30 protein-coding genes are annotated in these 24713 nt (G+C 64.9%); 20 read left to right on the top strand and 10 right to left on the bottom strand.

Features of this window, described 5'->3' with window-relative positions; translation table 11 throughout:
• Positions 1–26: 26 nt before the first annotated feature.
• Positions 27–254 (bottom strand): hypothetical protein, encoded by a 228-nt coding sequence (locus tag B4F07_RS09190; protein ID WP_017499950.1) that lies wholly within the window; start codon positions 252–254, stop codon positions 27–29.
• 360 nt (positions 255–614) lie between these two features.
• Here B4F07_RS09190 and B4F07_RS09185 point away from each other — a divergent pair, with 360 nt between their 5' ends.
• The 6 genes from B4F07_RS09185 (at position 615) to B4F07_RS09160 (ending at position 5868) form a co-directional block, all read left to right on the top strand.
• On the top strand, positions 615–935 hold the full coding sequence (locus B4F07_RS09185; RefSeq protein ID WP_017499949.1) for a DUF736 domain-containing protein: 321 nt from the start codon (positions 615–617) through the stop codon (positions 933–935).
• A gap of 332 nt (positions 936–1267) precedes the next feature.
• Positions 1268–1429 carry a hypothetical protein gene (locus tag B4F07_RS09180; RefSeq protein WP_168196079.1) on the top strand — a complete coding sequence of 54 codons (162 nt, stop codon included), beginning with the start codon at positions 1268–1270 and terminating at the stop codon, positions 1427–1429.
• A 346-nt stretch (positions 1430–1775) separates the two neighbouring features.
• Positions 1776–3740, top strand: a complete 1965-nt coding sequence (gene rlxS, locus B4F07_RS09175; RefSeq protein ID WP_017499947.1) for a relaxase/mobilization nuclease RlxS — start codon at positions 1776–1778, stop codon at positions 3738–3740.
• 51 nt (positions 3741–3791) lie between these two features.
• Positions 3792–3992, top strand: coding sequence for a hypothetical protein (locus tag B4F07_RS09170; protein ID WP_017499946.1), 201 nt, complete (start codon positions 3792–3794; stop codon positions 3990–3992).
• The gene (locus B4F07_RS09165; RefSeq protein ID WP_017499945.1) at positions 3989–5167 is read left to right on the top strand and encodes a nucleoside triphosphate pyrophosphohydrolase family protein; all 1179 of its coding nucleotides are present in this window, start codon (positions 3989–3991) and stop codon (positions 5165–5167) included. Before B4F07_RS09170 ends, B4F07_RS09165 begins: the two co-directional genes overlap by 4 nt.
• The gene (locus B4F07_RS09160; protein ID WP_017499944.1) at positions 5164–5868 is read left to right on the top strand and encodes a uracil-DNA glycosylase; all 705 of its coding nucleotides are present in this window, start codon (positions 5164–5166) and stop codon (positions 5866–5868) included. Before B4F07_RS09165 ends, B4F07_RS09160 begins: the two co-directional genes overlap by 4 nt.
• On the opposite strand, the gene B4F07_RS09155 is transcribed toward B4F07_RS09160, so the two are convergent.
• From B4F07_RS09155 to B4F07_RS09135, 5 genes are read right to left on the bottom strand one after another with little or no spacing between them, the layout of a single operon-like run.
• Positions 5835–6614, bottom strand: coding sequence for a hypothetical protein (locus B4F07_RS09155; RefSeq protein ID WP_017499943.1), 780 nt, complete (start codon positions 6612–6614; stop codon positions 5835–5837). The genes B4F07_RS09160 and B4F07_RS09155 overlap by 34 nt on opposite strands.
• Entirely contained in the window at positions 6586–7266 is a 681-nt protein-coding gene (locus tag B4F07_RS09150; protein WP_017499942.1) for a C1 family peptidase, read from the bottom strand. Before B4F07_RS09150 ends, B4F07_RS09155 begins: the two co-directional genes overlap by 29 nt.
• Positions 7267–7272: 6 nt before the next feature.
• Positions 7273–8283 (bottom strand): ImmA/IrrE family metallo-endopeptidase, encoded by a 1011-nt coding sequence (locus B4F07_RS09145; protein ID WP_017499941.1) that lies wholly within the window; start codon positions 8281–8283, stop codon positions 7273–7275.
• Between the two features lie 3 nt (positions 8284–8286).
• On the bottom strand, positions 8287–8661 hold the full coding sequence (locus tag B4F07_RS09140; RefSeq protein ID WP_017499940.1) for a helix-turn-helix domain-containing protein: 375 nt from the start codon (positions 8659–8661) through the stop codon (positions 8287–8289).
• Positions 8658–8996, bottom strand: a complete 339-nt coding sequence (locus B4F07_RS09135; RefSeq protein WP_017499939.1) for a hypothetical protein — start codon at positions 8994–8996, stop codon at positions 8658–8660. The genes B4F07_RS09140 and B4F07_RS09135 overlap by 4 nt, the downstream gene beginning before the upstream one ends.
• A gap of 342 nt (positions 8997–9338) precedes the next feature.
• Here B4F07_RS09135 and B4F07_RS09130 point away from each other — a divergent pair, with 342 nt between their 5' ends.
• From B4F07_RS09130 to B4F07_RS09070, 13 genes are all read left to right on the top strand, one after another.
• Positions 9339–11366, top strand: coding sequence for a conjugal transfer protein TraG (locus B4F07_RS09130; RefSeq protein WP_038292469.1), 2028 nt, complete (start codon positions 9339–9341; stop codon positions 11364–11366).
• A gap of 2 nt (positions 11367–11368) precedes the next feature.
• Complete coding sequence (locus B4F07_RS09125; protein WP_017499937.1) at positions 11369–11794, top strand: hypothetical protein; 426 nt, start codon at positions 11369–11371, stop codon at positions 11792–11794.
• Positions 11791–12813, top strand: a complete 1023-nt coding sequence (trbB, locus tag B4F07_RS09120) for a P-type conjugative transfer ATPase TrbB (RefSeq protein ID WP_017499936.1) — start codon at positions 11791–11793, stop codon at positions 12811–12813. Before B4F07_RS09125 ends, trbB begins: the two co-directional genes overlap by 4 nt.
• Positions 12810–13163 carry a TrbC/VirB2 family protein gene (locus tag B4F07_RS09115; protein ID WP_017499935.1) on the top strand — a complete coding sequence of 118 codons (354 nt, stop codon included), beginning with the start codon at positions 12810–12812 and terminating at the stop codon, positions 13161–13163. The genes trbB and B4F07_RS09115 overlap by 4 nt, the downstream gene beginning before the upstream one ends.
• Positions 13164–13213: 50 nt before the next feature.
• A complete protein-coding gene (locus B4F07_RS09110; RefSeq protein ID WP_051035683.1) occupies positions 13214–13444 on the top strand; it encodes a VirB3 family type IV secretion system protein in 231 nt (76 codons plus the stop codon).
• Complete coding sequence (gene trbE / locus B4F07_RS09105; protein ID WP_017499933.1) at positions 13438–15906, top strand: conjugal transfer protein TrbE; 2469 nt, start codon at positions 13438–13440, stop codon at positions 15904–15906. Before B4F07_RS09110 ends, trbE begins: the two co-directional genes overlap by 7 nt.
• 6 nt (positions 15907–15912) lie before the next feature.
• Entirely contained in the window at positions 15913–16665 is a 753-nt protein-coding gene (gene trbJ / locus B4F07_RS09100; protein ID WP_017499932.1) for a P-type conjugative transfer protein TrbJ, read from the top strand.
• A gap of 136 nt (positions 16666–16801) precedes the next feature.
• The gene (gene trbL, locus B4F07_RS09095; protein WP_017499931.1) at positions 16802–18109 is read left to right on the top strand and encodes a P-type conjugative transfer protein TrbL; all 1308 of its coding nucleotides are present in this window, start codon (positions 16802–16804) and stop codon (positions 18107–18109) included.
• A 3-nt stretch (positions 18110–18112) separates the two neighbouring features.
• Entirely contained in the window at positions 18113–18955 is an 843-nt protein-coding gene (gene trbF, locus B4F07_RS09090) for a conjugal transfer protein TrbF (RefSeq protein WP_026108910.1), read from the top strand.
• Positions 18952–19803: a P-type conjugative transfer protein TrbG gene (gene trbG, locus B4F07_RS09085; protein WP_006635655.1), complete on the top strand. Its 852-nt coding sequence runs from the start codon at positions 18952–18954 to the stop codon at positions 19801–19803. Before trbF ends, trbG begins: the two co-directional genes overlap by 4 nt.
• Entirely contained in the window at positions 19800–21038 is a 1239-nt protein-coding gene (locus tag B4F07_RS09080) for a TrbI/VirB10 family protein (RefSeq protein ID WP_017499929.1), read from the top strand. The genes trbG and B4F07_RS09080 overlap by 4 nt, the downstream gene beginning before the upstream one ends.
• Positions 21031–21243: a DUF2274 domain-containing protein gene (locus B4F07_RS09075; protein ID WP_017499928.1), complete on the top strand. Its 213-nt coding sequence runs from the start codon at positions 21031–21033 to the stop codon at positions 21241–21243. Before B4F07_RS09080 ends, B4F07_RS09075 begins: the two co-directional genes overlap by 8 nt.
• A 4-nt stretch (positions 21244–21247) precedes the next feature.
• Positions 21248–21481 (top strand): helix-turn-helix domain-containing protein, encoded by a 234-nt coding sequence (locus B4F07_RS09070; RefSeq protein ID WP_051035681.1) that lies wholly within the window; start codon positions 21248–21250, stop codon positions 21479–21481.
• 123 nt (positions 21482–21604) lie between these two features.
• On the opposite strand, the gene B4F07_RS09065 is transcribed toward B4F07_RS09070, so the two are convergent.
• The 3 genes from B4F07_RS09065 to B4F07_RS09055 all read right to left on the bottom strand — a co-directional run bounded on the left by B4F07_RS09065 (position 21605) and on the right by B4F07_RS09055 (position 23178).
• Complete coding sequence (locus tag B4F07_RS09065; protein WP_293701351.1) at positions 21605–21847, bottom strand: hypothetical protein; 243 nt, start codon at positions 21845–21847, stop codon at positions 21605–21607.
• A gap of 216 nt (positions 21848–22063) precedes the next feature.
• On the bottom strand, positions 22064–22852 hold the full coding sequence (locus B4F07_RS09060) for an SDR family oxidoreductase (RefSeq protein WP_293701354.1): 789 nt from the start codon (positions 22850–22852) through the stop codon (positions 22064–22066).
• Entirely contained in the window at positions 22849–23178 is a 330-nt protein-coding gene (locus B4F07_RS09055) for a YybH family protein (protein WP_293701355.1), read from the bottom strand. The genes B4F07_RS09060 and B4F07_RS09055 overlap by 4 nt, the downstream gene beginning before the upstream one ends.
• Positions 23179–23274: 96 nt before the next feature.
• On the opposite strand from B4F07_RS09055, the gene B4F07_RS09050 reads away from it, so the two are divergent.
• The gene (locus tag B4F07_RS09050; protein ID WP_293701819.1) at positions 23275–24186 is read left to right on the top strand and encodes a LysR family transcriptional regulator; all 912 of its coding nucleotides are present in this window, start codon (positions 23275–23277) and stop codon (positions 24184–24186) included.
• A gap of 87 nt (positions 24187–24273) precedes the next feature.
• Here the strand turns inward: B4F07_RS09050 and B4F07_RS09045 are convergent, their stop codons facing one another.
• On the bottom strand, positions 24274–24498 hold the full coding sequence (locus tag B4F07_RS09045) for a GMC oxidoreductase (RefSeq protein ID WP_293701822.1): 225 nt from the start codon (positions 24496–24498) through the stop codon (positions 24274–24276).
• Positions 24499–24713: the final 215 nt, after the last annotated feature.

Raw genomic sequence — 24713 nt, 5'->3', positions numbered from 1 at the left:
CGTGCCGAAAACCCCTGCCGCCTGACCTACCGGGCGGTGCGGCGGATCACCGTCCGGGCGCTTCCGCATAACGTGCATTCGTCCTTCTGCCGCTCGAATCCGCGCGTGCCGCCGAGCGCGCAGGTGACGACATTGGCCTGTGCGGTAACCGACAGGTTGAGCCGGTCAGTCACGCAGGCATCGCACACCGCCGCGCCGTCCAGCCGCACGATCAGCCGTTCGATCTGCCCCGCAATCGTCGTTCCTTCGTTCATCGCCGTGAGGCTATAGCCGCGGCCTCGTGGCCGCGAAAGCAATCATGGCTTCCCGGAAAGACGCCGGACTGGGCTTCCTGTCCGCGCGCGCATCTCGTCCTTTCGTGTCTCACCAACCCGTCGCCGGCTCCTTGGGCGCATGACCTGGGACGGCCGCGCGCCTCGCGAAACCATCGCGCGGAACTGATTTCCCCGCGCCGCTTTGGCGGCGCTCCTCGCGGCCGCTTCGCTCCAAATCAGCCCCGCGCTTCCGGTCCTCCGCTTCGCTTCGGCCTGCGGTTCGCAGCGCGCTCAAGGGCCGTCCCTTCGGTCCGCCCATCGCCCGGCATCGGGTCGGGCGAATGTGCAAGGAGACGAGAAATGCCCTCAATCGGTCATGTCCAGCGCCAGAACGACGGTTCGTTCCGGGGCGCCTTGAAGACGCTTTCGGTCAATGCCGAGATCGCCATCATCCCCAACCGCAGTAAGACCGGGGACCAGCCCGACTACCGCGTGCTGTCGAACGGCGTCGAACTGGGCGGCGGCTGGATCCGCACCGGCGAGGTGAGCCAGCGCGAATATGTCCGCCTCGCCATGTCGGCCCCCGAACTTGGCGGCCGCACCCTCTACGCCAATCTCGGCCGCGCCGCCGGGCAGGACGACGACGACGCGTTCGCCGTTATCTGGAACCCCGGCGACTGAGCCGGATCGGCCCCGCGCCGGTCACCCGGCGCGGGGCTTTCCTCATGCCTTGAGGGCTTGGCGTGGGCCTTTTCCTGCACCGGAACGCGCTTGCGGGCCTGCAGAGAGGAAGAAATCCGCTCAGCAAGCACCGAGTATCCGGCGGCGAACGGACCGCCTCAACCATCGACGGTTCCCCCAATTTTCACGCCACCTGCGTTCCGCTTCGCTCCACTCCGGCGACGAGAAAATCGGCTCCCCCGTCGCCCGCTTCGCGGCCGCTGCGCGGTGGTTGACCCCGCCCGCTCCCCGCCGGGCGATGGCTCATCTTTCGCTTGTATCAGGAGGATGAGATGTCGGTTGAACAACAGATCGAGGAGCTTCGCGCGGAGCTTTCATGGTGCGATGACGCGGGAGAACGGCGGCAGATCGAAGCCGAATTAAGGGCCGCTGAGAAGAGGCTGAAGCGGTGCAATCGGGCGCTGCGTCAGGCCGAACAGGCAGGCTGGCAATAAGGCGATGCGCTGTTGAAGGGGCAGGTTCGCGGGAGTGGTGCCGCATGGCGCCGCTCCCCTTTTTTGATCGGGAAGGCGGGAAGGCAAAGCGGGCGTCTGGGGCGGCAGGTGGCAGTCGGGCTCGATGGCAAGATAGAGGCAAAATCTCGCGATTTTGTAAGTGTTTGTCTGCACATCGTTTTTTGAAGGCTTTTGCGAGACTCGCCCTTTGAGTGCGAGACAGGGTTACCAGGAGTGGCGGTTTTCTGGGCTTTTCCGATCCCAATCGCGAGACTCCTTGCGCTCTGGCGAGGACGCGCCATTCTTATCGGCGGGGAGCGTCATTCCGGCATGGAAGGACGCCGCTATGCGCGATGATGAGTTCGAACCGCAGCTGGGCCGGATGCGCGGCCGGGGCAAGGAGCAGCGCTACCTGAGCCGCGTCGTGAAAGCGGCAAAGCGGGCCGGCATGAAAACGGGCAGGCGCGGCCGTTTCGACGGCAGCCGGATCGGGCGCGGCGCGAGTGTTGCGCGGGTGCTCAGATCGCGCGACCGATTGGGCGCGTTCCGGTCGCGCCGCGTGATCGTCAAGATACGGCCTGTCGGCCTTGGCGGGAAAGGCATGGGCGGTGCGAAGGCGCACCTTCGCTATATTCAGCGCGACGGCGTGACCCGTGAGGGCGAGGCTGGTGCGCTCTACTCGCCCGACAGCGACGTCGCCGATGGCAAGGCGTTCCTCGAACGGTGTGACGGCGACCGCCGCCAGTTCCGGTTCATCGTGTCGGCCGAGGACGCCGACCAGTATCCCGACTTGAAGCCGTTCGTGCGCCGGCTGATGACGCAGATGGAGCAGGATCTTGGGACAAAGCTCGATTGGGTGGCGGTCGACCATTTCAATACCGGCCATCCGCACACGCATATCGTGGTGCGCGGCGTAAACGATCGGGGTGAGAATCTGCTGATCGCGCGCGAGTATATCTCGCACGGGAGCCGGCAGCGGGCGATCGAGATCGTCAACCTCGACCTGGGGCCGCGCACCGACCTTGAAATCGAAGAGCGGCTTCGCAGCGATACGGGTGCCGAGCGGCTGACCGCGATCGACAGACGGCTGATCCGCGACATGGATACCGCGCGGCTGGTCAGCGCGAGCGATGGCGATCCCTTCCAGCAATCGCTTCGCGTCGGTCGCCTGCAGAAACTCGGGCGCATGGGACTCGCCTCGCATGTCGGCAACGGCACCTGGCGGCTTGAGCCCGACCTTGCGAACACACTGCGCCAGATCGGCGAGCGCGGCGACATCATCCGCACCATGCAGCGCGAGCTGACCGCGCGGAAGCTCGATCGTGCTGCGGTCGATCGCGTCATCTACGACCCGGTCGCGAAGGAGGCGACGCCGATCATCGGCCGCGTCGTGATGCGCGGGCTCGCCGACGAACATGAAGACCGTCATTATCTGCTGGTCGACGGCATCGACGGGCGCACCCATTATGCCGAGATCGGCAAGGGCGAGCTGGTCGACACGATCCCCGAAAATGCCATCGTCCGGATCGCGCCACGCGAGGGCGGCATTCGCGCCGTCGATCGGACGATCGACGAGATCGCGGCGGCGAACGGCGGGCGCTATTCGATCGACGCCCATCTGAAGCACGATCCGACCGCCAGCGAACGCTTCGCCGAAACGCATGTCCGGCGGCTTGAAGCGATGCGAAAAATCTCGGGCGTCGTCGAGCGCGAGCCCGACGGAAGCTGGATCATCGCGCCGGACCATCTCGCCAGGGTCGAGAGGTTCGAAGCCATGCAGTTCCGCGACCACCCCGTTGCCATTGAAACCCTGTCGGCGATCCCGCTCGACAAATTACCGGGAACCGATGCCGCGACCTGGCTCGATCGCGAGCTGGTCGCCGAAGCGCCGGTGCCAGTGCGCGATGCTGGGTTCGGGCACGAGGTTCGTTCAGCGCAGGCGATGCGACGGCAATGGCTGATCACCGAACAGCTTGCAGACGAACAGGATGGGCAGACGGTCTATCGGCGAGGGATGCTCGCCGCGCTCCAGCGGCGAGAATTGCTGCGTGTCGCCCGCCAGCTCTCCGACAAGTTAGGCGTTCCGTTCGCCGAGGCCAGAGAGGGGGAGGCTGTTCAAGGCAGGCTCGTGCGCGCAGTCGAGATGACGAGTGGTCGCCATGCGCTCATCGAACGGTCGCGCGATTTCACGCTGGTGCCGTGGCGCTCTGTTCTCGATCGCCATGTCGGTAAATCGGTCTCGGGCATCATGCGCGACGGCGGGATCAACTGGACACTCGGGCGGCAGCGCAGCGGGCCGAGCGTCTCCTGATCCGGAGGATTCGGGCTTTCTATTTTCATGAAATTATGTTTTCATGGATTCATGAAAAATATCGCAGCGCAAACCGATGTCGGCGACGAGCATCTTCAGGTGCAGATTCCTGCCGTTACGAAACGCGATCTCGGTCAACGGTCGCTCGATTCCCGCGAGCCGATCCGGATGATCGTACTGCGGGCACTTGAAGCCTATGGCGTGAGCGTCCCCGCAGACGCGATATCGGATCGCCGGAAGGGCAGGCGATGAGCGAGGATTTCGAAGCTCTCACTGTTGCGGATTATGCGAAGCAGGCCGCGCGGACTGATCAACGCAGCGGTGGCCGCGCACTGGGCTTCTCGATGCTTGGCCTTTTCGGCGAAGTCGGCAGCTTGCTCAGTGAGGCCAAGAAAAAGCAGCGCGACGATGCCTCCTACCTGGGTTACGCTCACGCCGTCGCGGAAGAGCTTGGTGACGTCCTTTGGTATCTGGCGGCGATCGCACGGCGCAGCCGCATGGCGCTCAGCGACATCGCTGCCGCCGCGGCGACAAACGGCGGACAATGGCAGACGGGCGGCAACGAAACGCTCAGTTTCCATGCGCTGCAGCCGCAGCACATTCCGCTTGCCAAGGCACCGATGCCGCAGTTCGAGCATAGCCTGCTCGCGCTGGCAGGCGACGTTGGGCTGCTCATCAACGATTTCCAGGCGGGCGGTCTTGCGAAGGACCGCGAAGCACTCGCGGGCCGGCTGGTCGCGGTCATGCGCCGGTTGATCCAGGCGGCAAACGAATCCGGTGTTACCATCGAGGCTGCCGCCGTGAAGAATCTTCACAAGATCTTCGATCGCTGGCCGCGCGAGCGCATCTATCCGGCGCCGACCGATGCGGCGCTCGACCCAGAAGAGCAATTGCCGCGGCGGATGGCGATCGACGTCTATGAACGCACCGTTCGCGGGCAGACATTCGTGTATCAACGCTCAAGCGGTGTGTATGTCGGCGACCGGCTCACCGACAACGCGCTCGAACCCGACGACTATCGTTTCCACGATGTCTTTCACTACGCTTATGTCGCGGTGCTTGGCTGGTCGCCAGTGCTGCGTGCGCTGCTCCGTCTCAAGCGCAAGAGCGATCCGAAACTCGACGACGCCGAAGACGGTGCTCGGGCGATTCTCATCGAAGAGGGCATAACTTCCTGGATTTTCGGACAAGCGCAGCAACTCCGGTACTTTGAAAACGTGAAGCGCGGTGGCCTTCCGCTGGACATGCTGAAGCATGTCCGCCAGTTCGTCGCCGGCTACGAATCAGAACGCTGTCCGCTGTGGCTTTGGGAGGAAGCGATCCTCCAGGGCTATACGGCTTTCCGCTTCCTTCAGGAGCATCGGCGCGGCCGCGTCCTGATCGACTTCGCCAATCGCCGCCTGCGTATCAAGGAATTGCCGTCATGACCCCGAAATCCTTTGTGTCCACCCTGGCGGCGACCGAACTTCCCTCAGTGTTCAATCCCTGGCGCGATCGCTGCACGGTCCATGACCGCAGCGACGCCGCCGCCCGGCGCCGCGACAATCTCGAAATGCTGCTCACCGCGGCGCTTGATCATCGCGTCGAAACGATCTGGATCGCGCGTGATCTCGGCTATCGCGGGGGGCGGCGTACGGGCGTACCGCTGACCGACGAAATTCACCTCGGACATGCCGGCACGCTGATGGGCGGCATCGCATTTGAACGTGCGACGCAGGGACCCGCCGTGGCGGAGCGCACCGCGGCGATCGTCTGGCGTGTGCTAGAGCGGATCGGTCAGCCTGTCATGCTCTGGAACGTTTTCCCGTTCCATCCCCATGAAGCGGATGATCCGATGTCGAACCGATGCCACACGCGAAGCGAGCGCGAGGCGACCTGGCCGATATTGCAAGCCCTCGTGTCAATGATCCGGCCCCGCCAGATCGTCGCGATCGGGCGCGACGCTCACCTGGCGCTGGACGGTCTCGACATTCCGACCACCGCGGTCCGCCATCCGAGCTACGGCGGGCAGCGCGAGTTCATCGAGGGCATGTTCAGCCTGTACGGTGTCGCGGATGACAACGATGAGCCGCTAGAACTGCCGTTGGGCGCGCCTCACGCCGCAGCACGGAGATGTGCGCTCGCCTGATCGCAGCGTTCAAAGAGTTGCTTAAGATCGCCGCGGTTCCAGTTGGCGGTGTCGACCGTGGCGTTGGTCGAGACGATCGTGAGCGGACCCAGCGCGACCCCGCCTTCCTTGGCGATGAATTCGAGCAGACGGCCGAGGCCGATCAGATTGCCGAGCAGTTTTTCGATATAGTAGTGATTGCGGTAGAGCGCGGTCATGCCGAGGCGACGATCGTCGCCCTTGCCGATCAGCTTGAGACTGGCAAAGCTCAGGCACTGACCGCCGTAGGGCGAGTCATTCACGTCGCGGGCGGGGTCGAAGATCAGCAGTTCGAATTTGTTGAGCGCTCGGACGTTCGGGTTGCGCAGGCGCTCGACGATGCCCCAGATTTGATTGATTGGCTGGCCGTCGGCGCGGGGCAATTCCATCATCCGTTCGAAATAATAGCCCGACCAAGCGCCCGACCTCCGGACCTTCGGCAGCACGTTGTCGCGAAACCGGTCGAAGAATTGCGGCGCGCCGTAGCGCCTGTACAGCGCTGCCGGAAAAATCGTGTTGGCGACCGTCTCGATGGGCTTCTTGCCATGGCCCGAAAGGAAGGCATCGACTTCCGCCACGACGGGATCGGCGAGTGTTGCGCGCGCAGTCGGCTCGGCCACGGAGATGACGACATTCTGCGCCTGGTGTCCGGTGGCGAGGTCGACGAGCCGGACCGCCTCGCGCCAGCCAGCAACGCAGTCAGGCTGCGGCGGTATGGGAAGATACATCGACTTCCTCCGTCAAATTTGCCGTGGCGAAAAGGCGCGGCGCTAGAAAGCGCTCAGTAAGCCAGGCGTGGCCTTCCAAGCCCCAACCTGGTCCCCAGCTGTTGCGGATGAGAATGGCCGGGGTGCCGTCCACGGTTCCATGCCCGACCGCGACGACCGCGTGCCGTTGCGCTGGCTCGGGGAGTTCGTCGTTCGCCGGATCGACGACGCCATCACCGCGCGGCTGGAAGAAAGACCGTGACAGCATCGTCAGCATGAGCACCGGCGTGTCACGATCCAGCGCGGCAAGGATGGATGACAGGTCGGTTCCATCCCTCTGTCCGTTGCGGCCATAGAGCGGGCCAACGGTCGCCGGCGGCGTCCACAGTCGATGATCGGCTGGAACCGCTGCCAGATACGGCCAGCCTTTCTCGTCGGGTTGGCCATCGAGCCGTAGCGCGTCCAGCATTGTGGATAGCAGTGCGCCGCTCGTCGGCGGTCTGCCCGCCCGTTTCTGCGCGGCATAAAAGGCGAATTCACACGACAGCGGTGCCCAGCCGTCGCGAAGCCCGGCGTGGGTGTCGCTCGCGGCGAATGCGAGGCATGTCGGCCGCGCGCCTTGATCGCGCGCAGGCCCGAACAGCGGCCGAAGGTCACGGACGATATCGATCATGGGGCGTCAGGCGGCCTCGAGCAGGTGCCGCCGTTCGGCGCGCGACAGGCCCGTCTGTTCCGGGCCGGTGAGGTCGAAATCGAGCGTCAGGCTGGTGAGGGCCGGCGCAGGCTGCCACGGCCGCCGCTCGTCGAGCGACATGCGGCCGCGCCGCGGCGCATCGGGCGCCGCGGTGACACGGCGGACAACGGGACCACCGATGCCATCGCCGTCGATTGCCTCACGCTCGTCTCGAACGACGGCGAAGCCGCTGGCGATCAGTTGGTCGAGATCCCAGAGATACCCACCGCCGCTATGTTCTTCGAGCTGCAGCACGAAAAGATCATTGCGACTGCCATCGATCCGCGAGCCGGCATCGCGCTCGGTCAGCAGCCAGACGTCGCCGCGATAGTTGTCGGGCCGATAGTCCTTGAGGAGATCGACCTTCAGGCTGCGCGGCTGCGTCCGGAGCAGGTCGGTCATCACCGATGGCGAAATCAGATTGTAGCGAACCAGGGTGCGGCACGTCGCCTCATAGCTGGCGCCGATCCGCAGCGAGAGCTGATAGACGACATTGGGGCGCCGGAAATGATCGATCTGCCATCCTTGTCGCGCGCTGTGCGCGAGCACCAGCCATTTCGGCATCATGAAGGCGATCGCAAAGGCGTCGGCTTCGGTTTCCTCGAAGTTGTTTCCCGGTTCGGGCGACATCGGCATCCGGCGCAGGATGCTCTCATCGTCGAGGCTCGGCTCGTGTCGCATCGAAAAATGCCCGAGTTCGTGCGCGGCCGTGAAGCGCTGGATGCTCATCGGTCGTTCCGTCGTGACGAGAACGCCAGGAGCAGGTGCGCTGAGATAGGCGCCGAGCAGGCCTTTCAGAGGACGAAGCAGCAAGGGTAGACCCACGGCATGGATCGCGCCGAAGACATCGACGCTGCCGCCTTGGGTCTCGATCAGTGCGCGCGTATCGAGTTCGCGATGCAGGCGGCCCGCTGCCATCGTACCAGCGCGAACCGCGCTCGCATAATCCGACGCCATCGATCAGCTCCGTTCGCCGCCAGACCGCGAGCGGAGATATTCGGCAAACCGGCTCAGCTCGGCCCGGTCCTCAGTCGACAAGGCCGCAACGCGTCGCGCCAGATGGGCGACATCGGCGGGAAGGCTCGCGGAGGCCTCGTCTTCGCCGGTAAAATAGGCCACCGACTGGCGGTAAAGACGGGCAAGCCGCGTCAGTTCGATCGCTTCAACGCGGCGCTGGCCATTCTCGATATCGGTAAGCGCGGTCCGGGGAATCTTGAGATAGGCAGCAACTTCTTCCTGCTTGAGGCCGAGATATTTCCGTGCTTCGCGCAGACGGTCGCCCAAGCGCCGCCGCTCCTGCTCGTCGCCTTCCTGGCGGAGTGCGAGATTGGTCATGGCTTCGACCCTTTCTTCTTAACCCAGACGCGTTCGATCTTAGGGAGGAGGTCGTCAATCGCCTTCTCGATCGAATTGTAGCCGCCGGTGCGGACGATGCTGTCGCGAAGCTCGATGTCGAGGACCTGCTCCACCGCGCAAAGCGTGTCGACCACGGACAAGGAGTCGAGTGGCACGGGCGCCTGGATGATCTTCGGGTTTTCCGGAGGCAGGGCAATTCCGCGCACCTGTGCCTCAGCCCTGGCCACTTGCAGCAGTTCGTCGACCAACGCCCTAATGGCGTCGGCTTTGGGAAACGCGGTTGCCGCGGGCTGCGGAGGAGCGATTGTCGCCATGCATGCCTCGCACGATTTCACTACATTAAATGCGATATAATGTCTGATAATCCGACACGCAAGCCCGAATTTGCAGCTCGGATTTTTGCAGGGTGTAGCGGGTCATCGGCGGTGCGGTGTGGTGGTCAGTGCCACCTCGAGGGACAACGACAGGGCAGAATCATCAACTCGGGTCATAGCTCGATCAAAAGAACAGAGCTGGAATATTGAGTCAGTCGCCGACGAGTGATCTCCTTCGGTCACCCACCAGCCCCCAGCGGCTCCGTTCATTTCGGGCGGCCCATAGCCGAGTCTTGAAGCCGCGCCCCGACCGCATCCGGCGGTATGGGCGGGAGCTTCAACGTGACCCCGACCAAATTGCTCATCGGCCAGATCCTTGTCGTGTTCGCAATCGTGATCGCGGGCCTCTGGGCGGCGACCCAATGGGCGGCGGCGATGCTCGCCTACCAGCCCGAACTTGGTCCGGCCTGGTTCATGGCTGGAAGCACGCCGGTCTATCGTCCCTGGGCGCTCTTCCCCTGGTGGTATCACTACGATGCCTATGCGCCGCATGTTTTCGACAAGGCCGGCGCGCTCGCCGGCGCGAGCGGTTTCATCGGCTGCGGCGCGGCGATCGCAGGCTCGCTCTGGCGCGCGCGGCAGTCGCGTCACGTCACCACCTATGGTTCGGCGCGCTGGGCCAGGCCGAACGAGATCGAGCGGGCCGGCCTTTACGGTGATGCCGGCGTATTCCTGGGCCGCTCGCGCGGCCGCTATCTCCGGCATGACGGCCCCGAACATATCATGGCGTTCGCGCCAACCCGTTCGGGCAAGGGCGTCGGGCTGGTCATACCGACACTGCTTGGCTGGACCGGCAGCGCCGTGGTTCACGACATCAAGGGCGAGAACTGGCAGCTCACCGCCGGCTGGCGCGCGCGCTTCTCCCACGTCCTGCTGTTCAATCCGACCGATCCCGCTTCCGCCAAATACAACCCGCTGCTGGAGGTCCGGCGCGGCGAGCATGAGGTCCGCGACGTCCAGAACATCGCCGACATCCTGGTCGATCCCGAAGGCGCGCTCGAACGGCGCAACCACTGGGAGAAAACCTCCCATTCGCTCCTGGTCGGCGCGATCCTCCACGTCCTTTATGCGGAGGAAGAAAAGACGCTCGCACGGGTAGCCACATTCCTGTCGGACCCGCAGCGGCCGTTCACCGCCACGCTCCGGCGGATGATGACCACCAATCACCTCGGCACGAAGGATGCGCCGCAGATCCATCCCGTCGTCGCCTCGGCGGCGCGCGAGGTGCTCAACAAGAGCGAGAACGAGCGCAGCGGCGTCCTCTCCACCGCAATGTCGTTTCTCGGGCTCTATCGCGACCCGACCGTCGCCGCGGTGACATCGCGCTGCGACTGGCGGATCGCCGATCTCGTCGAGGCCGGCCATCCGGTCTCGCTCTACCTTGTCATCCCGCCATCGGACATCAGCCGCACCAAGCCGCTGGTGCGGTTGGTGCTCAACCAGATCGGCCGCCGCCTCACCGAAAAGCTCGATGCCGATCCCGCCAGGGCGGGCAAGCACAAGCTCCTGATGATGCTCGACGAGTTCCCGGCATTGGGGCGGCTCGACTTCTTCGAGACCAGTCTTGCCTTTCTCGCGGGCTATGGAGTGCGCGCCTTCCTGATCGCGCAGTCCTTGAACCAGATCGAGAAGGCTTATGGCGAGCACAACTCGATCCTCGACAACTGCCATGTCCGCGTCGCGTTTGCGACCAACGACGAGCGCACGGCGCGGCGGATTTCGGACGCGCTCGGCATCGCCACCGAACAGCGCGCGATGCGCAACTATGCCGGCCACCGGCTCGCGCCCTGGCTGGCGCACGTCATGGTCAGCCGGCAGGAGACCGCCCGGCCACTCCTGACCACCGGCGAGGTGATGCAGCTCCCGCCCAAGGATGAGCTTGTCCTTGTCTCCGGCATGGCCCCGATCCGCGCGAGGAAGCTGCGCTATTACGAGGACCGCAATTTCCGCGAGCGGATCGCACCGCCGCCGCAGCCCGCGCCCGGAGACTATCCCGACCGGCCGCAGGCACGCCCCAACGACTGGAGCGGACTGGTCCGCGCGCCCGATACCCGGCTCGGCAAGCCCGATGACGATGCGAAGGCGGATGAGGACGGCGGCTTGCAACAGCAGCGCCACCCCGGCCTCGGCGAAGAACCCGCCAAAAAACCCGAGCCGCCAAAGCAGCTCGACCTGCTCGGCCTGGACAGCGACGACACCGACACGATCGCCGACAAGCACGCGATGGACCGCGCCGGCGCCACCGGCACGCTGATCCGCGCTCACGCGATCAATCAGGGTCGCAGCGCCGACATGCTGCCGGACTTCTGACAATGGCCGCGATCAAACCCAACCGCGTCCGCTACCAGCTCTTCCTGCCCGAAGATCTGAGCCACCGCTTCGAGGCGCTGGCGAGCCAGCCCGGCGCGTCCAAATCGGCGATCCTCACCGACGCGCTCACCGCCTGGCTCAACCGGCAGGCGGCGAGCGAGCTGGAGAACAAGTTCAGCCAGCGGCTCGATCGCATGTCGCTCGCGCTGGGGCGTGTCGAGCGTGACGGGCATGTGCTGCTCGAGAGCCTGGCGCTGTTCATCCGCTATGAACTGATGGTGCAGGCCCCTTTGGCCGAAGCCGACGAAGCGGCGCGTGCGATCGGCCGAGACCGCTTCGAGGCGTTCATTGCCCGCGTCGGCGAAGCGCTCGCCAGCGGCCAGCGCACGCTTGCTGCCTCCGCGAAAGACAATGGAGGTGGGCGATGAGCGACACGCTTTTCGGCTCCGATAATTCCGCAGGGCGTCGGCGCGCGATGCTGCGCACCGCGATGGGGCCGACCATCGCCGCAGCGCTGGCCGATCCGGTGGTCATCGAGATCATGGTGAACCCGGACGGCGTGTTGCGCCTTGATCGACTCGGCGAAGGCCGGATCGATACCGGCACCAAATATGAGCCCGCGCAGGTCGAGCGGATCATCCGCCTGGTTGCCAGCCACGCACGGACAGAGGTTCATGGCAATGCGCCGATCGTGTCAGCCGAGCTGCCACCGCACGGCGAAGGCGCGGGCGAGCGGTTCGAGGGTATCCTGCCGCCGGTCAGCCTCGCGCCGTGCTTCTCGATCCGCAAGCCCGCGGCGCGCATCTACACTTTGCTCGACTATGTGCGGGACGGCATCATGCCCGCCGACACGGCGCGACTGCTGTCGATGGCCGTGGTCGAGCGCAAGAACATCCTGGTCGCGGGTGGCACCAGTTCGGGCAAGACGACGCTTGCCAACGCGCTGCTCGCCGAGATGGCGCACCTCGACGAACGCGTCATCATCATTGAAGACACGCGTGAGTTGCAATGCGCCGCGCCCGACGTGGTGGGGCTGCGCACGCGTACGATTGGCACTGCCGGAGCCGGCGGCGTCACGATGGCTGATCTTGTCCGCTCGACATTGCGGCTCCGCCCCGATCGCATCGTCGTTGGCGAGGTGCGCGGGCGCGAAGCGCTCGACATGCTCAAAGCCTGGAACACCGGGCATCCGGGCGGCATCGCAACCGTCCACGCCAATTCGGCAGTGTCGGCGCTCTACCGGCTCGAGCAGCTCGTGCAGGAAAGCGTCGTCACCGTTCCGCGCCGGCTGATCGCCGACGCCATCGACATGATCGTGTTCATCGCCGGGCGCGGCCTCGCGCGCCGCGTCGACACGATCGCGCGCGTCGCCGGCCTCGATCCCGACGGCGGCTACGCCGTCCTCGACCTTACTCCCGACCACGCCCTCGAACCCCAAGGAGAATGACCATGCGCTTGTCCCGTATTCCTGCCCGTATTCCCGATCGTCGGAGCATCTTCCTCACCGGCGCCGCCATCGGCCTCGGGCTTGCGCTCGCCGCCACCGCGCAGGCCGCCGGCTCGGGCATGCCGTGGGAGGAACCGCTTCAGCAGGTCCTCGAATCGGTCCAGGGTCCTGTCGCCAAGATCGTCGCGGTGATCATCATCATCGTCACCGGTTTGACGCTCGCGTTCGGCGAGACGGCAGGCGGGTTCCGGCGCCTCATCCAGATCATCTTCGGCCTGTCGATCGCGTTTGCGGCGTCGAGCTTCTTCCTCAGCTTCTTCAGCTTCGGCGGCGGGGCGCTCATCTCGTGAACGCGCCAAATTCCTATGGCGCCAGCCATATCGAGGGGTTCGAGGCGCCGATGCACCGCGCGCTTGCCGAGCCGATCCTGCTTGGCGGGGCGCCGCGAGCGATCGCGATCGTCAATGGTACGATCGCGGCCGCGCTCGGACTCGGTCTCCAGCAGTGGATCGCCGGGCTGGCCATGTGGGCGTTCGGGCACACTCTCGCGGTGTTCGCCGCCAAGCGCGATCCCGACTTCGCCCCGGTCCTTGTCCGCCACCTTCGCCAGAAGGGGCATCTGTCATGCTGAATCTGCGCGAATACCGTCAGAAGGCCGACCGGCTCGCCGATCATCTTCCATGGGCGGCGCTTGTCGCGCCCGGCGTGGTGCTCAACAAGGACGGCAGCTTTTTGCGCGTCCTCAGGTTCCGCGGCCCCGATCTAGAATCCGCCACCGAAGCCGAGCTTGTCGCCGCCTGCGCGCGGGCGAACAATGTCCTGAAGCGCTTCGGCTCGGGCTGGGCACTCCATTTCGAGGCCGAGCGGCGCGAAGCGCTGGGTTATCCCGACAGCAGCTTTCCCGATGCGGCGTCGTGGCTGGTCGATGAGGAACGGCGCGCGGCGTTCGAAAGCGCGGGCGCGCATTTCGAGAGCCGCTATTATCTGACGCTCACCCTCCTGCCTCCGCCCGATCAGGCGGACACGGCGGGCCGAGCGCTGATCGAGCGCAGCGACGACGCGAAGGGCCGCGACTGGCGACAAGCGCTTGCCGGCTTCATCGCCGAGACGGATCGTGCGCTTGACCTGTTCAGAGGCTTCATGCCCGAGGTGCGCGCGCTCGGCGACAGCGAAATGCTGACCTTTCTCCACGGTGCGATCTCCGCGCGCCGCCATGTCGTCGCCGTGCCCGAAACGCCCATCTATCTGGACGGGCTGCTCGCCGACACGCCGCTGACCGGCGGGCTCGAACCGATGCTCGGCGACGAGCATCTGCGGACGCTCACCATCCTCGGATTTCCGAACGCGAGCCGTCCCGGCATCCTCGACGGACTCAACCATGAGGATTTTGGCTATCGCTGGGTGACGCGCTTCATTGCGCTCGACAAGACCGACGCAACCAAAGCGCTCACTCGCCTGCGGCGGCAGTGGTTCAACAAGCGCAAGTCGATCACCGCGCTGCTGCGCGAAGTCATCTACAACCAGCCGGTCCAGCTTCTCGACAGCGATGCCGACAACAAGGTGGTCGATGCCGACCTCGCCTTGCAGGCGCTCGGCGGCGATCATGTCGCGTTCGGCTATCTGACGACGACGATCACCGTTGCCGATATCGACCGCGCCCGCGTCGAGGAAAAGGTCCGCGCGGTCGAGCGCATCGTCAACGGGCTCGGCTTCACCTGCATCCGCGAGGGCATGAATGTGGTCGAGGCGTGGCTGTCGAGCCTGCCGGGCCATGTCTATGCGAACGTCCGGCAACCGATCGTCCACACCCTGAATCTCGCGCATCTCATGCCGCTGTCCTCGGTATGGGCAGGACCGGCGCGTAATCCGCACCTCGACGGTCCGCCGCTGCTTTATGCGGAAACCAGCGGCTCGACGCCGTTCCGTCTCAGCACGCATGTCGGCGACGTCGGTCATATGCTGATCGTCGGACCCACCGGGGCCGGAAAGTCGGTGCTGCTCGCAATGCTCGCGCTTCAGTTCCGGCGATATCCAGACTCCCAGGTCTATGTCTTCGACAAGGGATTTTCGGCGCGCGCGGCCGTGCTGGCGATGGGCGGCGCGCATCACGCGCTCGGGCTTGGCGGTGAGAGCGGTCATGCCGATGACGTGGGCGGGCGAACGATCGCCTTCCAGCCGCTGCGCCACATCGATCGCTCCAACGCACGCGCCTGGGCGACCGAATGGATCGGCGCGCTGCTCGCCCATGAGAAAGTACTGGTCACACCCGAGATCAAGGAGGCCGTCTGGTCGGCGCTCACCAATCTCGCGACCGCCCCGATCGAGGAACGCACGCTCACCGGCCTGTCGCTGCTGCTGCAATCGGCACCGCTGCGATCGGCGCTCGCGCCCTATACGCTCGAAGGATCGTTCGGCCGCCTGCTCGACGCCGCCGAAGACGATCTAGCGATCGCCGACGTGCAGTGCTTCGAGACTGAAGCGCTGATGGGGCAGGCGGGCGTCGTTGCGCCCGTGCTGACCTACCTGTTCCATCGTCTCGAGGAGCGCTTCACCGGGCGGCCGACGCTTCTCGTACTGGATGAAGCCTGGGTGTTCCTCGACCACCCGCTGTTCGCCGCGCGCATCCGTGAGTGGCTGAAGGTGCTGCGCAAGAAGAACGTCAGCGTCGTGTTCGCGACACAGAGCCTAGCCGATATCGCCGACAGCACGATCGCGCCGGCCATCATCGAAAGCTGTCCGCAGCGCATCTTGCTGCCCAATGATCGGGCGATCGAGCCGCAGGGCCAGACGGTCTACGTCCGCTTCGGTCTCAACGCGCGCCAGATCGAACTGGTCAGCCGCGCGACGCCCAAGCGGCAATATTATCTGCAATCAGCGCGCGGCAACCGGCTGTTCGAGCTTGGGCTAGGCCCGATCGCGCTGGCGTTGTGCGGCGCGTCCGATCCCGACAGCCAGAAGCGCATAGACGCGGTGCTGGCCGAAAAGGGCCAGGCCGACTTCGCCGCGACCTTTCTCTCCCAAGCCGGCCTCGATTGGGCGGCCGACCTGCTTGGGCGTCACCCTGCCGCCCGCCCCCCAGAAGACAAGGAGTAATTTCCCGTGCCCCGTATCCCTATCCGCAAATATGCGTGCCTCTCCGCTCTCGCGCTCGGCGCCGTCGGCTCGCTCGGTATCGGCATCGCGTTGACCTCGACGCCCGTCGCGGCCCAGCTCAGTGTGTTCGATCCATCGAACTATTCGCAAAACCTGCTCACCGCCGCGCGCACGCTTGCCCAGATCAACAACCAGATCCAGAGTCTCCAGAACGAAGCGCAGATGCTGATCAACCAGGGCAAGAACCTGTCCCGGATCGATTTCCCGCAACTTCAGGAGCTTCGCCAGCGCCTCCAGCAGATCGACCAGCTCATGGGCCAGGCGCAGGGCGTCGACTTCCGCATCGATCAGCTCGACGAGCGCTTCCGCCAGCTCTACCCGCAGGAGTTCGATCAGGTGTTCCGCCGCGATCAGCGTGTGGCTCGCGCACGCGATCAACTCGATACCGCGATGTCCGCGTTTCGCCAGACGATGGGGGTCCAGAACCGCATCGTCGACAACGTACGGAGCGACACGCAGGCGCTCGCCGACATCGTCGCGCGCAGCCAGGGCGCGGAAGGCTCGCTTCAGGCGCAGCAGGCCACGAACCAGCTTCTCGCGCTCACCGCCAAGCAGCAGCTCCAGCTTCAGCAAATGATGGCGGCGCAGTTCCGGGCGGAATCGGTCGAGCAGGCGCAGCGGGGCCAGATCGCGCGCGAGGCACGCGAGTCGACGCGCCGCTTCCTCGGCGACGGCAAGGCTTACACGCCACGCCAATGAGCTGAGGCAGGCGAGGACCGCGCCCCCAGCTCCCCCCGGGTCCGAACCTGTCTCGTCGCGGGGGCCGTAGGGCTTGCCCCTCTCATGGCCGCCGGTCCCCGCGACACCTTTCAACTTCAAGCAGGAACCCGCCCATATGGATGACCTGAATGTCATCGATCAGTTCATGGAGGCCTTCGCCTCCTACATCGACAGCGGGTTCGGCCTGTTGGGCGGTGACGTCGGTTTCCTGACCACGATCCTGATCGGCATCGACATCACGCTCGCCGGGCTGTTCTGGGCGCTCGGCGGCGAAGACGACGTCATCGCCAAGTTCCTCAAAAAGATCCTCTATGTCGGCGTCTTCGCCCTGATCCTCAACAGCTTCTCGACACTGTCCGATATCATCTTTCGCAGCTTCGCCGGCCTCGGCCTCACCGCAGGGGGCAGCGCGATTACGGCTGACGATTTATTGCGACCCGGCAAGCTGGCCGGGACCGGCTTCGAGGCAGCATGGCCGCTCCTCGAGCAGGCGAAGGAGTTGGTTGGCCCGATCGCCTTCTTCGACAATTTCATCGAGATCGCCGTGCTGGTGATCGCCTGGGTCGTCGTCATCGCCGCCTTTTTCATCCTCGCGATCCAGCTTTTCATCACAATCCTCGAATTCAAGCTTACTTCGCTCGCCGGCTTCGTGCTCGTGCCCTTTGCGCTGTGGAACCGCACGTCGTTCCTCGCCGAACGGGTGCTCGGGAACGTCGTCAGTTCGGGCATCAAGGTCATGGTGCTCGCGGTCATCGTCGGCATCGGCTCTAACTATTTCGCCGACTTCACCAGTGCGATCACCGGCGACGAGGTGTCGATCGAACAGGCCGTGTCGCTGATGCTCGCGAGCCTCGCGATCTTTGGCCTCTCCATCTTCGGCCCGGGAATCGCATCCGGCCTCGTCGCCGGCGCGCCGCAGCTCGGCGCCGGATCGGTGATCGCCACTACCGTGCTTGCCGGCGGAGGTCTTGCGATGGCAGGCGCTGGCGCCGTCGGCGCGGCACGCGGTCTCGCGGGGGCCGGTCTCGGCGCGATCCGCGCCGGTACATCGATGGGGTCTGCCGCATCCACTGCCTACAAGCTCGGGCAGGAAACCTCGGGCTCGACCAGCGTCGGCGCGGGCCTCGGCGGCGTTGCGACCGCCATGCGCGGCGCGGCTGCCAACCGGATGAGCGGCGGTCTCGGCGTTAGCGCTGCCGCCGATCGTGGGCAGCGCGCCGCATGGGAAGCAGGAAGCACCCGTGCCGGCGGCGCCGCCCCCGCAGCCGCGCCGATAGGCGCAGCTGAAGGAACACCCGCCTGGGCGCAGAAGCTTCATGCCAGCCAGAATGCTCGCCACCGCCGCCAGATGGCGATCCACGCAATCCAGGGCGGCGACCGCGGCGGCGCTGGCGCCACTCCAGACATCAAGGAAAGGGACTGAGCGATGAAATTTCGACGCGCATTGCAGCGCTATGGGCGAACGCCCGAACCCGAGACACCCTACCAACGAGCGGGCCAGCTTTGGGATGAGCGTATCGGCTCGGCTCGCGCACAGGCGAAGAACTGGCGGCTGATGGCCTTCGGCGGCCTGTTCCTGACCACTGGTCTGTCGGGCGCGCTGGTCTGGCAATCGATGCAAAGCCGCGTCGTGCCCTATGTGGTCGAGGTCGATGCACTCGGGCAAGCACAGGCCGTCGCGCCTGCCGCCAAGGACTATCGGCCGACCGATCCGCAGATCGCATGGTTCCTCGGCCGGTTCATCACCGGCGTTCGAGCGCGCTCGCTCGATCCGGTATTGATGCGTGAAAACTGGCTATCAGCCTATGATTTCGCGACCGAACGTGCGTCACTGTTCCTCGGCGAATATGCCCGCACCTCCAATCCGTTCGCCGATGTCGGGCGCAAGACGGTTTCGGTGCAGGTGACGAGCGTCGTCCGCGCGTCGGATACGAGCTTCCAGGTCAAATGGACCGAGCAGCAATATGAGCGGGGAAGCCTCGCCAGCACGTCACGCTGGACGGCGATGCTCACGGTGAAGATCAAGCCGCCGCGCTTGGCCGATGTGCTCCGAAAAAACCCGCTCGGTCTCTATGTTGACGCGATCGACTGGAGCCGCGAACTGGAAACGCCTCAGGACCGGCCGCCTTCGCCGCAACCATCGGCCGTGCCCGATCCCGCACAATCACTCCCGGTCGCGCCGCCCACCGACATTCCGCTGGGCTCGCCGCTCGATCCGACCCTTGCTCAACCCGCAGCCGCACCATCCCCCGAAAGGACCGACCAATGATCCGTGCCCTCATCCTGGCGGCGAGCGCGATGGCGCTTGCCATGGGCGTCGCTGCGCAGAGCCGCGAACCCGCGTCACCCACCGCGCGCGTCACTGCCGCCAACCGGGCGGCACTGCGCGAGCCGTCGAGCGCGGGATATATATATGCCGTCCAGGTCTATCCCTGGGCGGAAGGCGTGCTCTACCGGCTCTATGCCGCGCCCGAGCGCATCACCGACATTGCCTTGCAGCCGGGCGAAACGATTGTGTCCGTCGCCGCCGGCGACACCGTGCGCTGGACTGTCGGCGATACCACCAGCGGCATCGGCGAAAGCAAGCGCGTGCACATCCTCGTCAAGCCGTTTTCGGCGGGCCTACGCACAAACCTTGTCATTGCTACCGATCGCCGGACCTACCATCTCCAGCTCGAAAGCACGCCCGCGACCGCGATGGCGGCGATCTCCTGGACCTATCCACATGACGAGCTGATCGCGCTCCGGCGTCAGCGCGATGCAGCCGTGGCGGCGACGCCGATCGCGTCGGGCCTCTCGGTCGAAAGCCTCAACTTCAACTATGCGATCTCGGGCGACAAGCCGGCCTGGCGGCCGCTGCGCGCGTTCGACGATGGGCGGCAGACCTACATCGAGTTCTCGCCTGCGATCGCCGTGGGTGAGGCGCCCCCGCTGTTCGTGATTGGCGAGGATGGCGAGGCCCAGCTCGTCAACTATCGCGTCGCCGGCCGCTATTATGTGGTCGACCGCCTGTTCGGTGTCGCCGAGCTGCGCCTTGGCGGCAAGAAACAGCAGATTGTCCGTATCACCGCCGCCCAGCCGAAGAGCCGGCAGCGCAAGGCCGGGAGGGGCGCGTGACCGATCCAACCGCTTCTTCCGCGCCGATCGCGGCGCCCAAAGCCGACCCCGAAACGCTCGTTCTGCGCGCGGCGCCGGGCCGCGTCACCCGTTTTCGCCGCGGTGCGATCGTCGCCATCGCTGCCGCCGGCTCGACCGCGATCATCGGCGTCGCCTGGCTGGCGCTCAAGCCCGCGACCCTGAGCCTGATCGCACGAAGCGATGAAAAGCTGGTTGGCGCGAAGGCGCCGCCTGATGCGCTCGCGGGCGCGCCGACGAGCTATGGCGACGTGCCGAAGCTCGGGCTACCGCTTCCCGGTGATCTCGGGCGGCCGATCCTCGAGCGCCAGCGGCAGCTTGGCGGGATGGTTCCCCCTGACCCCGCTGCCGATGCGGTGAGCCGGGCCGCGCAGGAAGCCGAAGCCGAGCGCCAGCGCATCGCCGCTGAGCAGAAGGCCGCACGCGAGTCTGGCGTCATGCTGCAATTGGCGGGCGGCGGTCGCGCCGCCGCCCCTGCACCGGTGACTACCGATGCAAGTGTTCCGCCAGCATCGGCCGAGACTGCCAAGCCGCTCCTCGACCCTGACCGAGATCCTAACGCCCAGGGGCGCAAGAACGAATTGGTCGGCCACGCCAATCGCGACGACGACATCAATCCGCACGCGCTGGCGCAGTCCGTATCGCCTTGGACCTTGCAGGCCGGCAGCATCATTGCCGCGAGCCTCATAACCGGGCTCAACTCGGATCTTCCCGGGCTCGTCACCGCGCAGATCACGGAGAACGTCTATGACAGTGTGACCGGGCGCGGTCTGCTCATTCCGCAAGGATCGCGGCTGATCGGCAGCTACGACAGCGTTGTAGCGTTTGGGCAGAGCCGTGCGCTGGTCGTCTGGCAGCGGATTATCCTGCCCGACGGCTCGTCGATTCGTATCGACAATGTGCCGGCGACCGATACGCAGGGCTATGCGGGTCTGTCCGACCGGATCGACCGGCATACTTGGCAACTTCTGAAGGGCGTCGCCCTGTCGACACTGCTGGGCGTCGGCACTGAATTGAGCTTCGGCAGCACCGAAAGCGACCTTGTCCGGGCGATCCGCGAGTCAGCGCAGCAGAGCGGCGCGCGCGCCGGCGATCAGCTCGTCACGCGCAATCTCAATATCCAGCCGACCTTGCGCGTGCGTCCCGGCTGGCCGCTACGGGTGGTCGTGCACAAAGACATCATATTGCCCGGACCCTGGGGAGGCCGTCATGGCTGATTTGAAGCTGCCAAGGCTGCCCGATCGGACGCCGGCTAAGATCACGATCAACGTCATGCCGGATCTCATCGAAGCGCTGAACGACTACGCCGAGGCCTATGAGGCGGCCTACGGCCGACGCGAGTCCGTACCGGACCTCATTCCATTCATGCTTAGCGGCTTCCTGGCGAGCGACCGCTCGTTCAGCCGGGCACGTAAGAAATAGTCCGATGTCGGCCCGGCAGCCTGCAACGAATGGCGACGACGCGCCCCCGATTGGGCCGATAAGCGTTCGCATTCCCGACGCAGTACGGATGACGGGGCTCAGCAAATCCAAGATCTACCAGCTCATCGCTTCCGGCGACATCGAGGCAGCCAAGGTCGGCCGTGCAACCGTGGTGTTTGTCGATAGTCTGCGGTCCTTTCTGCGATCACACTGTAAACAGCCGCGTTCTCGGGCGTAGCAGGGATCGCGCATGTCGGCCTGTCGATATTTCGGCACGGCCTGTCGCGAAGGGGTAAAATTGGGGGTGGATTGAGCGGAATTATCGGCACGACGATCAAGAACGTTGTTATAAATCAGTATCTTATGTTTTTCGTGTGAATCCCTCCTCCGCTACCATCGTTACGCATATTCCTTCTTTGGCCGTGCGCCGGGTGAATGCGTCGAGTTTGCCGTTCACTTTCAGCATAAACTCTTCCGGGGCATCGGGGGCATAGACGATGGTCACACGCTCAAGCGCCTGACAGATCATTTCCGCGGCCGGCTCGCTCCCACTGAGCTGCGAGGCCTCAAGCGACTTCCGGATATCGACGATTGTGCTGGCCATAGCCTGGATTGCCGTCCTGCCTAGTCGGCGCACCTGCCGCGTCTGGCGCCTCGCCGCCGATTGCAAATATTGCGCCGGGCGGCTTGGCGGGCCAGGACCGCGTCCATCGTGGCGAAACTTGCTTTGCCCGGATGACGGCAGCAGGCAGCGGTTGCTTGCCGTCGTCCGCATGCCGACGTCCGCCCTCAGAAGGGGGCCGAGCGCCGGGCGGCACCCTCAGACGGTGCTGATGGTCCCGCCATCGATGACGAACTCGGCGCCGTGGATTGCAGCGGCCCGGTCCGAGGCGAGATAGGCGATGAGGTCGGCCACCTCTTCGGGCTCGGCACCCCGCCCGATCGAGATTCCGCCGAGGGCATCGAGCACGGACTGGCGCGTGTCCTCGATCGTACCGCCATTGGCTGCTCGAAGCATTTCGAGAAAGTCGCCGGTGGCCTCGGTCATGATCCATCCCGGCGAGACGGCGTTGACCCGCACACCCTTGGGACCGAGCTCCTTCGAAATGGATTTGCTGTAGGTTCTCAGCGCGGCCTTGGCCGCGGCATAGCCGGTGGTGGACTCAGGCAGCGGCAGGACGGACTGGATCGAGGTGACGTGCACCACGGTGCCCCTGCCCCGCTCGAGCATCTGCGGGATCAGCAGCCGATCGAGCCTGACGGTCGCCAAGAGATTGAGGTTCAACTCGGCGAGCCAGTGGTCGTCCGTCAGCGCGGCGAAGCCACCCGCCGGCGAAGCCGAACCTCCGACAACATGGGCGAGAATATCGATGCCGCCCAGCCGTTCGAGCGCCGCCTTGGCCAGCGTTTCGCCGCCCTCCGCAGTCGTCAGGTCGGCCTGGACATATTCAACGCCCTCGATCGGATCCTTGATCGCGCGGGCGGCTGTGACAACACGGGCTCCGCCGGCAAGGAAGCGCTCGACTGTGGCGCGGCCTAGGCCCTTGGTTCCACCACTGACGACGACGCGCTTGCCCGCGAACTCGGTGGGGTCTGCCTTGATGCTCATACGGTGGTCTCCAGGGTTTTGATGGCGCCGTGCACCAGCGTGAAGCGATAGGTGAAACGGAGCGGACTGCCCGGGAAGTCACCATGTGCGGGCCCCTCCACGACAACATCGCCGCCTTCTTCCCGAACGGCATCGGGCACGAAGATGGCTTTGACCGGGATCACTTCTTCTTCGAACAACTGGCGGATTGCCGACTGCCCCTCGAAATGCTTGCCGTTGTCGATGAAGACAGCGTCGGGCAGAAAAGGCTTCAGCATGCCGTCGATATCGAGACGGGCATTTGCCTCGACATAGTCGGCGATGGGTTTGGGTAGGTCCACTGACATTTTCATCTCCTCGATCGTGACGAGACATAATTAGCGATGGACTTGTCGCCTGATAATCGGGACAAATCGGCATGGGGTATCACGGAGATCGGGATAATGACTCGCCATTCGCTGATTGAATTGGAGGCAGTCCTTGCCATTGTTCGGTGCGGCTCGTTTCGAGCAGCGGCGCTCGATCTCGGCATGTCGACCACGGCCATCAGCAATGCAGTGGGCAAGCTCGAGCGGGAGCTTGCCGTGCGGTTATTCAATCGGACCACACGCAGCGTCTCGCTCACCCATGCGGGGCGAATCTTCGTCAAACAGATCAAACCAGCTCTCGATGACATTCGAAAAGCGATGAATACGGTGCGCTCCCAGCAGGAAACGCCGTCCGGTACGCTGCGCATCAATGCCTTCGCAACGGCGGCGCGCGAGATCATGGCGCCGCTGGTCCTGAGCTATATGCAGCGCTATCCCCAGGTTCACATCGACCTCGTTACCGAGGGGCGGCTTGTCGATGTCGTGGCGGCGGGTTTCGATCTGGGCGTGCGCAGCGCGGATCTGGTGCCAAGCGACGCAATCGCTATACCGCTGGGTCAGATGCGCCGCATGGCGGTTGCCGCATCCCCCGCTTTCTTCGAAAATCGGGCGATCCCCCAAGTGCCGCAGGAGCTGCTCACTTATCCCTGCGTTCGCGTACGGCTTCCCAATGGCGCATTGTTCCGATGGCGGTTCGAGAAGGGCGGCGAAGAACTGCAACTCGACGTCGAGGGCCCGATCACGCTCGACGAAGCCTCCCTGACCCGGATCGCGGTAATGAGCGGCGTAGGGATCGGCTATTTCATGGAAACCGATGTACGCGACGACATCGCGTCGGGACGGCTCGTGCGCATTCTCGACGACTGGACCCCGCCGCTGGTGCCGCTGTGCCTCTATTATTCCAATCGGCGCAATTCCTCGGCGGCCTTCCAAGCCTTTATCGCGCTCGCGCGCGACTTCGCTGCCGGACGGCTCGCACAGCCTTGAGCCTGATGGTACGCGTCCAGATGAGCCGGTTCGGCTCCCGCGCGCGATGAGCTATGACCATCAAAGGCCTTTGGATGAGGGGCAGCTCTAGAGGCCATGCTCTGGGCGTAGACGCGTCGCGGCCTGTTCGCCAATGATCGCGCAGGGCGCCTGCGTATTCCCGGTTGTCACACGCGGCATGATCGACGCGTCGGTGATGCGCAGTCCTTCGATCCGGTAGACGCTGAGCGAGGCATCAACGACCGACATGTCGTTCTGTCCCATCTTGGCGGTACCGCATTGGTGCCAATAGGTGACCGTAGAATTGCGAATGAACCCGATGAGCCTGCACCATAGACAATGAAGTCATAGCTGCGCTTGAGTTCGGCATTGGGCTTTGTCTGATTCTTGCGAGCGCGCCGGGCAAAGTGGGAGTCCTAGCCGGGGAAAGCCTCGGTGATCATCATGTTTTACTTATGCTTTGGGGAGGGTTGGAGACCGAAGGTTCCCCCGTTCGGCCGCCACGCCGAACCGGTGCGACCGCGTGC

Origin of the sequence: Sphingopyxis sp. UBA6723 (genome assembly GCF_002454115.1) — a bacterium.
Lineage (GTDB): Bacteria > Pseudomonadota > Alphaproteobacteria > Sphingomonadales > Sphingomonadaceae > Sphingopyxis.
This window is presented reverse-complemented; position numbering and strand designations above follow the sequence as displayed.

Coding starts and splice junctions, on each gene's coding strand:
- B4F07_RS09180 (WP_168196079.1), top strand. CDS start 1,268: ATGTCGGTTGAACAACAGATCGAGGAGCTTCGCGCGGAGCTTTCATGG.
- B4F07_RS09050 (WP_293701819.1), top strand. CDS start 23,275: ATGACTCGCCATTCGCTGATTGAATTGGAGGCAGTCCTTGCCATTGTT.
- trbG (WP_006635655.1), top strand. CDS start 18,952: ATGATCCGTGCCCTCATCCTGGCGGCGAGCGCGATGGCGCTTGCCATG.
- B4F07_RS09070 (WP_051035681.1), top strand. CDS start 21,248: ATGTCGGCCCGGCAGCCTGCAACGAATGGCGACGACGCGCCCCCGATT.
- B4F07_RS09165 (WP_017499945.1), top strand. CDS start 3,989: ATGAGCGAGGATTTCGAAGCTCTCACTGTTGCGGATTATGCGAAGCAG.
- B4F07_RS09155 (WP_017499943.1), bottom strand. CDS start 6,614: ATGTATCTTCCCATACCGCCGCAGCCTGACTGCGTTGCTGGCTGGCGC.
- B4F07_RS09125 (WP_017499937.1), top strand. CDS start 11,369: ATGGCCGCGATCAAACCCAACCGCGTCCGCTACCAGCTCTTCCTGCCC.
- B4F07_RS09190 (WP_017499950.1), bottom strand. CDS start 254: ATGAACGAAGGAACGACGATTGCGGGGCAGATCGAACGGCTGATCGTG.
- B4F07_RS09110 (WP_051035683.1), top strand. CDS start 13,214: ATGCACCGCGCGCTTGCCGAGCCGATCCTGCTTGGCGGGGCGCCGCGA.
- B4F07_RS09145 (WP_017499941.1), bottom strand. CDS start 8,283: ATGGCGTCGGATTATGCGAGCGCGGTTCGCGCTGGTACGATGGCAGCG.
- B4F07_RS09150 (WP_017499942.1), bottom strand. CDS start 7,266: ATGATCGATATCGTCCGTGACCTTCGGCCGCTGTTCGGGCCTGCGCGC.
- rlxS (WP_017499947.1), top strand. CDS start 1,776: ATGCGCGATGATGAGTTCGAACCGCAGCTGGGCCGGATGCGCGGCCGG.
- B4F07_RS09160 (WP_017499944.1), top strand. CDS start 5,164: ATGACCCCGAAATCCTTTGTGTCCACCCTGGCGGCGACCGAACTTCCC.
- trbF (WP_026108910.1), top strand. CDS start 18,113: ATGAAATTTCGACGCGCATTGCAGCGCTATGGGCGAACGCCCGAACCC.
- trbL (WP_017499931.1), top strand. CDS start 16,802: ATGGATGACCTGAATGTCATCGATCAGTTCATGGAGGCCTTCGCCTCC.
- B4F07_RS09135 (WP_017499939.1), bottom strand. CDS start 8,996: ATGGCGACAATCGCTCCTCCGCAGCCCGCGGCAACCGCGTTTCCCAAA.
- B4F07_RS09140 (WP_017499940.1), bottom strand. CDS start 8,661: ATGACCAATCTCGCACTCCGCCAGGAAGGCGACGAGCAGGAGCGGCGG.
- trbB (WP_017499936.1), top strand. CDS start 11,791: ATGAGCGACACGCTTTTCGGCTCCGATAATTCCGCAGGGCGTCGGCGC.
- B4F07_RS09065 (WP_293701351.1), bottom strand. CDS start 21,847: ATGGCCAGCACAATCGTCGATATCCGGAAGTCGCTTGAGGCCTCGCAG.
- B4F07_RS09060 (WP_293701354.1), bottom strand. CDS start 22,852: ATGAGCATCAAGGCAGACCCCACCGAGTTCGCGGGCAAGCGCGTCGTC.
- B4F07_RS09075 (WP_017499928.1), top strand. CDS start 21,031: ATGGCTGATTTGAAGCTGCCAAGGCTGCCCGATCGGACGCCGGCTAAG.
- B4F07_RS09055 (WP_293701355.1), bottom strand. CDS start 23,178: ATGTCAGTGGACCTACCCAAACCCATCGCCGACTATGTCGAGGCAAAT.
- B4F07_RS09115 (WP_017499935.1), top strand. CDS start 12,810: ATGACCATGCGCTTGTCCCGTATTCCTGCCCGTATTCCCGATCGTCGG.
- trbE (WP_017499933.1), top strand. CDS start 13,438: ATGCTGAATCTGCGCGAATACCGTCAGAAGGCCGACCGGCTCGCCGAT.
- B4F07_RS09185 (WP_017499949.1), top strand. CDS start 615: ATGCCCTCAATCGGTCATGTCCAGCGCCAGAACGACGGTTCGTTCCGG.
- B4F07_RS09170 (WP_017499946.1), top strand. CDS start 3,792: ATGAAAAATATCGCAGCGCAAACCGATGTCGGCGACGAGCATCTTCAG.